9 protein-coding genes are annotated in these 8,856 nt (G+C 63.8%); 3 read left to right on the forward strand and 6 right to left on the reverse strand.

Features of this window, described 5'->3' with window-relative positions; genetic code table 11:
- The first annotated feature begins 67 nt into the window (after positions 1-67).
- Positions 68-1,312, forward strand: coding sequence for an MFS transporter (locus NKJ64_RS26535; protein ID WP_023689528.1), 1,245 nt, complete (start codon positions 68-70; stop codon positions 1,310-1,312).
- Between the two features lie 75 nt (positions 1,313-1,387).
- Positions 1,388-2,539, forward strand: coding sequence for a ribonuclease D (rnd, locus tag NKJ64_RS26540; protein WP_023682426.1), 1,152 nt, complete (start codon positions 1,388-1,390; stop codon positions 2,537-2,539).
- Between the two features lie 63 nt (positions 2,540-2,602).
- Here the strand turns inward: rnd and NKJ64_RS26545 are convergent, their stop codons facing one another.
- The 5 genes from NKJ64_RS26545 to NKJ64_RS26565 all read right to left on the reverse strand — a co-directional run bounded on the left by NKJ64_RS26545 (position 2,603) and on the right by NKJ64_RS26565 (position 5,976).
- Positions 2,603-3,022, reverse strand: a complete 420-nt coding sequence (locus NKJ64_RS26545) for an MAPEG family protein (RefSeq protein ID WP_023673032.1) — start codon at positions 3,020-3,022, stop codon at positions 2,603-2,605.
- A gap of 22 nt (positions 3,023-3,044) precedes the next feature.
- On the reverse strand, positions 3,045-3,614 hold the full coding sequence (locus NKJ64_RS26550; protein ID WP_050587175.1) for a hypothetical protein: 570 nt from the start codon (positions 3,612-3,614) through the stop codon (positions 3,045-3,047).
- Positions 3,615-3,633: 19 nt separating this feature from the next.
- On the reverse strand, positions 3,634-5,136 hold the full coding sequence (gene guaB / locus NKJ64_RS26555; RefSeq protein ID WP_023734161.1) for an IMP dehydrogenase: 1,503 nt from the start codon (positions 5,134-5,136) through the stop codon (positions 3,634-3,636).
- A 142-nt stretch (positions 5,137-5,278) separates the two neighbouring features.
- Positions 5,279-5,734: a PIN domain-containing protein gene (locus NKJ64_RS26560; protein WP_023673035.1), complete on the reverse strand. Its 456-nt coding sequence runs from the start codon at positions 5,732-5,734 to the stop codon at positions 5,279-5,281.
- Positions 5,731-5,976 carry a type II toxin-antitoxin system Phd/YefM family antitoxin gene (locus NKJ64_RS26565; RefSeq protein WP_023673036.1) on the reverse strand — a complete coding sequence of 82 codons (246 nt, stop codon included), beginning with the start codon at positions 5,974-5,976 and terminating at the stop codon, positions 5,731-5,733. Before NKJ64_RS26565 ends, NKJ64_RS26560 begins: the two co-directional genes overlap by 4 nt.
- A 243-nt stretch (positions 5,977-6,219) precedes the next feature.
- On the opposite strand from NKJ64_RS26565, the gene NKJ64_RS26570 reads away from it, so the two are divergent.
- Entirely contained in the window at positions 6,220-7,641 is a 1,422-nt protein-coding gene (locus NKJ64_RS26570; protein ID WP_023689532.1) for an MFS transporter, read from the forward strand.
- Positions 7,642-7,857: 216 nt separating this feature from the next.
- On the opposite strand, the gene NKJ64_RS26575 is transcribed toward NKJ64_RS26570, so the two are convergent.
- Entirely contained in the window at positions 7,858-8,568 is a 711-nt protein-coding gene (locus NKJ64_RS26575) for an RlmE family RNA methyltransferase (RefSeq protein WP_352463589.1), read from the reverse strand.
- Between the last annotated feature and the right edge of the window lie 288 nt (positions 8,569-8,856).

Consider the following 8,856-nt stretch of genomic DNA (forward strand, 5'->3'; position numbering starts at 1 on the left):
GACAAGCCACTGGCATTGGCCACACCGATGGTTCAGAACTGTGGAGCCACCTAAGCAACGGTTCCGTATGTCCTCCATCCGCCCGCTGATCCCGCTCCTCATCGCCGCCGGCATCCTGCTTGGCGGCAACGGGCTGCAGGGCACGCTGATCGCGTTGCGCGGCGCGCAGGAAGGGTTTTCGGCCTCCGACATCGGCCTGATGGGCACGTTCTATTTCGCCGGCTTCCTGCTTGGTTGCCTCGCAGTCACCCGCATCCTCAAGGCAGTCGGCCATGTCCGGACGTTTTCAGCGCTCGCCGCCATCGCCGCGGCCAGTACGCTGCTCCTGGTGCTGATCATCGATCCGGTGATGTGGTGCGCGGTGCGCTTTGCCGGCGGTTTCTGCTTTGCCGGTCTGTTCACCGTCATGGAAGCCTGGCTGAACTCCGGCGTCGAAAACAAGGATCGTGCGCGCGTGCTGGCCATCTACCGCATGGTCGATATCGGCTCGGTGACCGGCGCGCAGTTCCTGATCCCGATCTTCGGCCCCGGCGGCTTTGCCATCTTCGCCATCATGTCGATGATGATCACGCTGTCGCTGGTTCCGGTGTCGCTCGGCGACCGCTCCAACCCGACGCCGCCGGAAGACGTCAAGCTCGATCTCGCCCGCGTCTGGCGGATTTCGCCGCTCGGCTGCTTCGGCTGCATCTGCGTCGGCGTCACCAACAGCGCGTTCCGCACGCTGTCGCCGGTCTATGCCGAGCAGATCGGCATGTCGGTGGCCGATGTCGTCACCTTCGTCAGCGTCGGCATCTTCGGCGGCGCCCTCATCCAGTATCCGCTGGGCTACCTCTCCGACCGCTGGGATCGGCGCGCGGTGCTTTTGGCCACGACATGCGGCGCCATGTTCGCGGCGCTGGCGCTGGTCTTCGTCGCCGGCGCCGATCCGACCCTCAATTTGATCATCGTCTTCATCTTCGGCAGCTTCGCCATGCCGCTCTATTCGCTATCGGCGGCGCATTCCAACGACCGCGCCGACAAGGGCGAGTTCGTGCTGATCAACGCCGCCTTGATGCTGTTCTATTCCTTCGGCGCCATTGGTGGCCCCTTCGCGGCGTCCGCAGTGATGCAACATTTCGGACCGGGCGCCCTGTTTGTCTTCAGCGCAGTCGTCTACGCCACCCTCATCGCCGTCATTCTCTACCGCATGCAGGTGCGCGGCAGCGTGCCGGCGGGCAAGCGCAGCCGCTTCACGGCGCTGCTGCGCACATCAACCGTCTTCGCGCGGCTGGCGCGCAGAAATGGCGATTCCGACGGATCGGCTGATACTTGACCGAAGGGCGGCTTGACGAAAGCGCCCATGGCTGAAATTGAAAGAGAACCTTACCCGTTACTAAAAAGCGATTTGATGCACGTCATCACCACCCAAAATGAGCTCGAGTCCGTTCTCGCCGCTTTTGAAAAGTCGGATTTCGTCACCGTCGACACCGAATTCATCCGCGAAACGACATTCTGGCCGATTCTGTGCCTGATCCAGATGGCGGCGCCCGGCGTCACCGCGCTGATCGACCCGCTGGCGCCCGACATCAACCTCGCCCCGTTCTTCCGGCTGATGGCCAATGAGGCGGTGGTCAAGGTTTTCCATGCCGCGCGCCAGGACATTGAAATCATCGTCCATCTCGGCGATCTGGTGCCCCATCCGGTGTTCGACACCCAGGTCGCGGCCATGGTCTGCGGCTTCGGCGACAGCGTCTCCTACGATCAGCTGGTGCAGCGCATCACCGGCGCACGGCTCGACAAATCCTCGCGTTTCACCGACTGGCGCCACCGGCCGCTGTCGGACAAGCAACTCGACTATGCCTTGGCCGACGTCACCCATCTGATCGACGTCTATAAGCATCTCAGCGCCGAACTGGAGCGGGAAAACCGCGCCCATTGGCTAAACGAGGAAATGGAGGTGCTGACTTCGCGCGAGACCTACGATCCGCACCCCGAAGACGCTTGGAAGCGGCTGAAGATGCGGCTGCGCAAGCCGCAGGAGCTGGCGATCGTGCAGACGGTGGCGGCATGGCGCGAACGCGAGGCGCGCGAGCGTGACGTGCCGCGCGGCCGGGTGCTCAAGGACGACGCCATATACGAGGTCGCCCAGCAGGCGCCGCGCGATGCGGCAGCGTTGGGCAAGCTGCGCACGACGCCGAAAGGCTGGGAGCGTTCGTCGACGGCTACCGCATTGCTTGGCGCGGTCAACACGGCGCTCGCTTTGCCCCGCGAAGAGATGCCGAAGCTGCCCAAGAGCTTTCAGCCGCCCGAGGGCTCCAATGCCGCCTCCGAGCTGCTGAAGGTTCTGTTGCGGATCGTCGCCGAGAAGGAAGGCGTCGCCTCGAAAGTGCTGGCGTCCAGCGACGACATCGACCGCATCGCCGCCGAGGGCGAGGATGCCGACGTGCCGGCCCTGCAGGGCTGGCGACGCGCCGTGTTCGGCGAAGCCGCACTGAAGCTGGTGCGCGGCGAAATCGGCATCAAGTTCGACAAGCGCAAGATCGCGGTGTTCGATTTGTAGACCCCCACCCCGCTCCGCTGCGCGGAGCGACCCTCCCCACAAGGGGGAGGGTAAACAACTGCCCTACACCGCTCCGAGCAGGTGTAGCGCGAACCAGATCCATGCCAGCAAGAGAATGATCGCGCCGACGTAGAAGGCGCGGCTGCGAAACCGCAGATTGTTGCTGGTGAGGTGGACCCAGGCGTGGCCATAGCGGGAAATCACGAAAATCCACATCAAGGCCAGGGTCAGATAATTGACGCCATTGGTCGCGTGCAGCGCCAGGCACAGCACATAGAACAGCACCGGCAGTTCAAACTGGTTGATGAGATTGTTGGCAACCGTGACGCTCGACCCGGGCTCGGTCGTGCGCACCTTGTATTGACCGACCTTGGCCTCGCCCGATTTGACCGCGCCGTAGCGGCGCCGGCCCATCACGACATAGACGATATAGACGAGCAACACCTGCGCCAGCATCGGCCAGAAAATCGCGGTCTGGCTCATGGCGTTGCCCCTGCTCTGTCGTTCATGCCTGTGGACGCCGCTGGGCGGCAAGGATCAAAAACGCGATGACGATGACGGGGATCGCCAGCAGCGCGAATTTGGTGACGATCAGCGACGAGGCCAAAGACAGAGAATCCGGGTTGGCCGACAGCGCATCGGATAAGAGCCGCGCCACCGCAATGTTCTGGGCGTAGTCGGCGCATGTGTAGGGCAGCACGATGACCAGCGCGAACAGCGCCTGAAGCTGCACCGGCATGGCACGAAAATTCTTCAGCCGCCGCCCCGTTGCCAGGATCAGGCTGACCATGGTCAGCGACAGCAGCGCCGGGAAGAGAAGGTCGAAAGTCAAATAGTGCCAGACCAGGATGATCTCGCTGCCGCGTCGGCCGAGTGCCGTCAGCCAGGCCATGCCCTCATCGGGCGTGAACCCGCCAAGGCGCACGTCGAGCGACGGCAGGCCACCGCTCAGCCGGCGGAAATAGAAGAATTCCAGCAGCGTCATGATGATGAAAACCGCCGCGGCGGCAAAGCACAGCGCGCCGGCATGGCGCGCCAGCCGCAGCACGATCGTCGCCTGGTGGCGCCAGAGCATGTACCGCTCTGGCTGCCGGTCAGGCTCCGCCAGGATAGTTCGGGCTTTCGCGGGTAATCGTGACGTCATGGGCGTGGCTTTCACGAAGTCCGGCGTTGGATATGCGCACAAAGGTGGCGCGTTCGCGAAAATCGGCAAGGTCGCGGCCACCGACATAACCCATAGCGGCTTTTAGCCCGCCCGCAAGCTGGTGCAGCACGCCAGACACAGGTCCCTTGTAGGGCACCTGCCCTTCAATGCCTTCCGGGACCAGTTTCAGCGTGTCGCGAACCTCGGCCTGGAAGTAGCGATCGGCCGAGCCGCGCGCCATTGCGCCGACAGAGCCCATGCCGCGATAGGCCTTGAAGGAGCGGCCCTGGTGCAGATAGACCTCGCCCGGGCTTTCATCGGTCCCGGCGAGCAGCGAGCCGATCATGGCCGCACTGGCGCCGGCGGCAAGCGCCTTGGCCAGATCGCCCGAATATTTGATGCCGCCGTCGGCGATGACCGACACGCCGGATCTATGCGCCGTCTCGACCGCCGACATGATCGCCGAAAGCTGCGGCACGCCGACGCCGGCGACGATGCGCGTGGTGCAGATCGAGCCCGGGCCGATGCCGACCTTGACGGCATCGGCGCCGGCGTCGATCAGCGCCTGCGTGCCTTCGGCGGTGGCGACGTTGCCGGCCAGGATGCGGACGGAATTGGAAAGCTTCTTGGCCCGCGTCACCGCATCGAGCACGCGCTGCGAATGGCCATGCGCGGTGTCGATGACCAGGAGGTCGACACCGGCATCGATCAACCGCTCGGCGCGCTCGAAGCCGTCATCGCCGACGCTGGTGGCGGCCGCCGCCCGCAGGCGCCCCTGCGCATCCTTGGTGGCGTGCGGGTTGAGCTGCGACTTCTCGATGTCCTTGACGGTGATCAGGCCGACGCAATTGCCGGACTTGTCCACGACGACGAGCTTTTCGATGCGGTGCTGATGCAGCAGCCGCTTGGCCTCGTCCTGGTCGACATTCTCCTTGACCGTGATCAGGTTCTCACGGGTCATCAATTCGTAGACTTTCTGCCCCGGATCGGAGGCGAAGCGCACGTCGCGGTTGGTCAGGATGCCGACGAGGCGGCCGATCTTCTGGCCGCCGGTGCCGCCATTCTCGACCACCGGAATGCCCGAGATGGAATAGGTGCGCATCAGCGCCAGCGCGTCGGCCAGGGTGGCGTCGGGGCCGATGGTGACCGGATTGATGACCATGCCCGATTCGAACTTCTTGACCTGACGCACCTGCTCGGCCTGTTCGGCCGGCGAGAAATTGCGGTGGATGACGCCGATGCCGCCGGCCTGCGCCATGGCGATGGCAAGCCTCGCCTCGGTGACGGTGTCCATGGCGGCCGACAGGATCGGCACGTTGAGGTCGATGTCGGTGGCGATGCGGGTGCGGATGTCGGTCTCACCGGGCATGACCTCGGAATGACCGGGCTGCAACAGCACGTCGTCAAAGGTCAGCGCCAGCGCGCCGGTGGACGTTTCGATGATTTTTGCCATGGCCAGTCCTCGGATACGAAAAGCGCCGGGAGAATACAAAAAAGCGCTGGACCGAAATGGACAGCGCCGACTCGTTTCTTCCCTTTCAGGATTGGCGCTGGCTGGTAACACGTCGCGGCGTGGTTGAAAAGCCGGTCGTGGCCTATTCGGCGGACTTGCCCAACAGGGCATCGAGCAAGACATGGCGCGGTGACGCGAAAGGATTGACGACCGTTACGCCGCCCCAGGTGAAGCCGTCCTGCAGATCTTCCGACAGCAGCAGCCGGCAACCGGTTTGCGAGGCAACAGACAGGATGGTCGCATCCCAGATGCCGAAATGGTGATCGGTCGCAAGATCAGCCGCGACCGTCATCACCTCCGGCGTCGTGCCGACAACCGGAAACGCGTCGCGCCAGCTCAACAGGGCGTCGCGCGCTTGTGCACGTGATCGTCCGGCCTTGCGTGTGAGAACGGTGAACAATTCGCCGAGCACCTGGACTGGAATGACGGCTGCCTCTTGCGCAATGTCGTGCAGCAGGCCGAAAACGATGTCGCGCTTCTCGGCTCCGTTGATCCCCTCGGCATAAACAAGGATGTTGGTATCGAGCGCGACCTTCACCGCTCGTCCTCGTAAAGCTCGTCGCGGCTCCAGCGCCCGGCTTCTACAACAGGCTGGCGTTCGAGGCGCGACAGCAGCGCTGTGCGCGAACGAGACGCCGCAGGGTCGGGCTGCCCTGCAGGCACGATCCGCGCCACGGGGCGCCCATGGCTGGTCACGACATAGCTCTGTCCTTCGCGGACACCGCGCAGGAGGAGCGAGAATTTGCGGTTGGCGTCGGCTGCGGAAACGGCTTCTTCCATGGCATTGTCCATATAGTAGTTATATTCACTACAGCATAGTGAACCCGGTCAATTTTCGCAAGTTCATTCAATGTGGCGAAACGCAGCGACGCCTCTTGTCCGCGCGCGGTCGCACAAAAGTGACAGCAAATTAATGCGACATCGCGCCTGAGGCGTGATAACCGCCGGTTCGTATCGGCTTGCCCGCCTTTTCATTGTTTGGATTGGCCGGCAGGCACATTTAGACCAGTTCGGACGCGTTCGTTGAACCGCATCATTCCGCTCATTCTGGCGGTCGCCTTGTTCATGGAAAACATGGATTCGACCGTCATCGCGACATCGCTGCCGGCGATTGCCGTCGACATCCACACCAGCCCGATCGCGCTCAAGCTGGCGCTGACCGCCTATCTGGTGGCGCTGGCGATCTTCATTCCGATCAGCGGCTGGATGGCCGACCGGTTCGGCGCCAAGACCATTTTTCGCGCCGCGATCGGCGTCTTCATCGTCGGCTCGGTCTGCTGCGCCATCTCCAATTCACTGCCGGCCTTTGTCGTCTCGCGCTTCCTGCAAGGCATAGGCGGCGCCATGATGACGCCGGTCGGCCGGCTGGTCCTGGTGCGCGCGACGCCGAAGAGCGAGCTGGTCGCGGCCATGTCGTGGCTGACGGTGCCGGCGCTGGTCGGCCCGCTTGTGGGACCACCGATCGGCGGCTTCATCACCACCTATTTCACCTGGCATTGGATCTTTCTGATCAACGTGCCGATCGGCCTGATCGGCATCTGGCTGGCGACGCGCTTCCTGCCGCAAACCGACTCGATGGAGACGCCGCCGCTCGATTTCGTCGGTTTCGTACTGAGCGGGCTGGCGGCCTCCGGCGTCATCTTCGGCCTGTCGGTGGTCAGCCTGCCCTATCTGCCGCCGGCGACCGGCCTCATCACCGTGGCGGTCGGGCTGATTTCCGGCGTGCTCTATCTCCTGCATGCGCGGCGCGCCAAGAACCCGCTGCTGGCGCTGGAACTGTTCCGCAACCCGGTGTTCCGCTCCTCGGTGCTCGGCGGCTCGCTGTTTCGCATCGGCATCGGGGCGGTGCCGTTCCTGTTGCCCCTCATGTTCCAGATCGGCTTCGGGCTGACGCCGTTCCAGTCGGGCATGATCACCTTCGTCTCGGCTATCGGCGCCATCGGCATGAAATTCGTTACCGCGCTGATCTTCCGGCTTGCGGGGTTCCGCCGGGTGCTGATCTGGGGCTCGCTGATCGCCGCGGCATCGATCGCCATATACGGCCTGTTCACGCCGGAGACGCCTTACGCGCTGATGCTGGCGATATTGCTGGTCGGCGGCTTCATCCGCTCGATGTTCTTCACCGGCGTCAACGCGCTCTCCTATGCCGAGGTGACGGCTGAAGACACCAGCAAGGCAACGCCGATCACGGCGGTGTTCCAGCAACTGTCGATCGCGCTCGGCGTGGCGCTGGCCGGCGGCATCCTGGAAGTCTCGACCTCGATCCATGGCGGACCGCTGGCGCTCGGCGATTTCCACATCGCCTTCTTCATCGTGGCGGCGGTGTCGGCGGCAGCGTCCGTGTCATTCATGCGGCTGGCGCCGGATGCCGGCAATGCCGTGTCGGGACATGGCCGGCTGACGACGCCGAAGACGCTGGAGCCGGTGAGCACGGCTGGGAAGTAAGGGGCGGCGCGACGAAAATCGTCGACGTCGGCGATCCTTCACGCCCCCCTCTGGCCTGCCGGCCATCTCCCCCGCAAGGGGGGAGATCGGATATCACGCGGCTTTCGCCAATCTTGCAACTTTGAAGGAATGGCGAGGCGGTCGCACCTGCCAATCTCCCCCCTTGCGGGCGAGATGTCCGGCAGGACAGAGGGACGGAACGCTACGAAGCGTCTTTCACGCCGTGCCGTCTCTGCCCTTAAAATCCTTCGCCAGCAGATACAACTCCACCGACTCATCGCGCGACGCCGGCGGCTTGACGTGATGCACTGAGCGGAAGTTCTTCTTGAGCATCGACAGCAGCTCGTTCTCCGCGCCGCCCTGAAACGTCTTGGCCAGAAAGTGCCCGCCCGGCTTCAGCACCGACAGCGCGAAATCGGCGGCCACTTCGCACAGATGCATGGTGCGGATGTGGTCGGTTCGCTTGTGGCCGGTGGTCGGCGCCGCCATGTCGGACAGCACGACATCGGGGTCGCCGCCCAGCGCTTCGGCGAGCTTTTGCGGCGCCTCGGGGTTAAGGAAGTCCATCAGCAGCACCGGCGCGCCGGGCACGGCGGGCATTTCGATATAGTCGATGCCGATGACATGCGGATTTTCTGCCGTCGACTTGGTCCTCGCGGCCGCCACCTGGCACCAGCCGCCGGGGGCCGCACCGAGGTCGATGACCTTCATGCCGGGCTTCAAGAGATGGTGCTTGTCGTCGATCTCGATCAGCTTGTAGGCCGCGCGCGACCGGTAGCCGTCGGCCTTGGAGCGCTGGACATAGGGATCATTGATGTGGCGCTGCAGCCAGCGGCGCGACGATTCTTTGAGGCCCGACTTCTTCTTGATTCGTGTTTTGAGGACGCGAATGCTGGCGGAGCCCGGCTTTTCCGGCTTCTTTGTCATGACTTTTTTTCTTGTTTGAGTTTTTGCACTCGCCGAGTTGCCGCCGTTTTTCGGCGGCTTCGCGTTTCGCGGAGGGCTTCCCCCACTCCGTCGCCGCTTCGCGGCGCCACCTCTCCCCCCTCCGGAGGGAGAGGAAAGGCGCTGGTCTGCATAAGTTCGCGCCCTTCCTCTACCCCGTCGATCGGGGGAGAGGTGTCGAGCGAAGGAGGACGCAGAGGGGGGGGGGCCGTGAACACAACAAATACAAGCAAACTAGGCGCCCCCCCCCCATTAGCCAGCCGCCCCGAA

This window comes from Mesorhizobium sp. M0062 (genome assembly GCF_040323125.1).
Classification (GTDB): domain Bacteria; phylum Pseudomonadota; class Alphaproteobacteria; order Rhizobiales; family Rhizobiaceae; genus Mesorhizobium.

Bases quoted from the DNA above. Each gene is read 5' to 3' on its own strand.
- NKJ64_RS26575 (WP_352463589.1), bottom strand. From the start codon at position 8,568: ATGACAAAGAAGCCGGAAAAGCCGGGCTCCGCCAGCATTCGCGTCCTC.
- NKJ64_RS26545 (WP_023673032.1), bottom strand. From the start codon at position 3,022: ATGAGCCAGACCGCGATTTTCTGGCCGATGCTGGCGCAGGTGTTGCTC.
- NKJ64_RS26565 (WP_023673036.1), bottom strand. From the start codon at position 5,976: ATGGAAGAAGCCGTTTCCGCAGCCGACGCCAACCGCAAATTCTCGCTC.
- NKJ64_RS26535 (WP_023689528.1), top strand. From the start codon at position 68: ATGTCCTCCATCCGCCCGCTGATCCCGCTCCTCATCGCCGCCGGCATC.
- NKJ64_RS26550 (WP_050587175.1), bottom strand. From the start codon at position 3,614: ATGCTCTGGCGCCACCAGGCGACGATCGTGCTGCGGCTGGCGCGCCAT.
- guaB (WP_023734161.1), bottom strand. From the start codon at position 5,136: ATGGCAAAAATCATCGAAACGTCCACCGGCGCGCTGGCGCTGACCTTT.
- rnd (WP_023682426.1), top strand. From the start codon at position 1,388: ATGCACGTCATCACCACCCAAAATGAGCTCGAGTCCGTTCTCGCCGCT.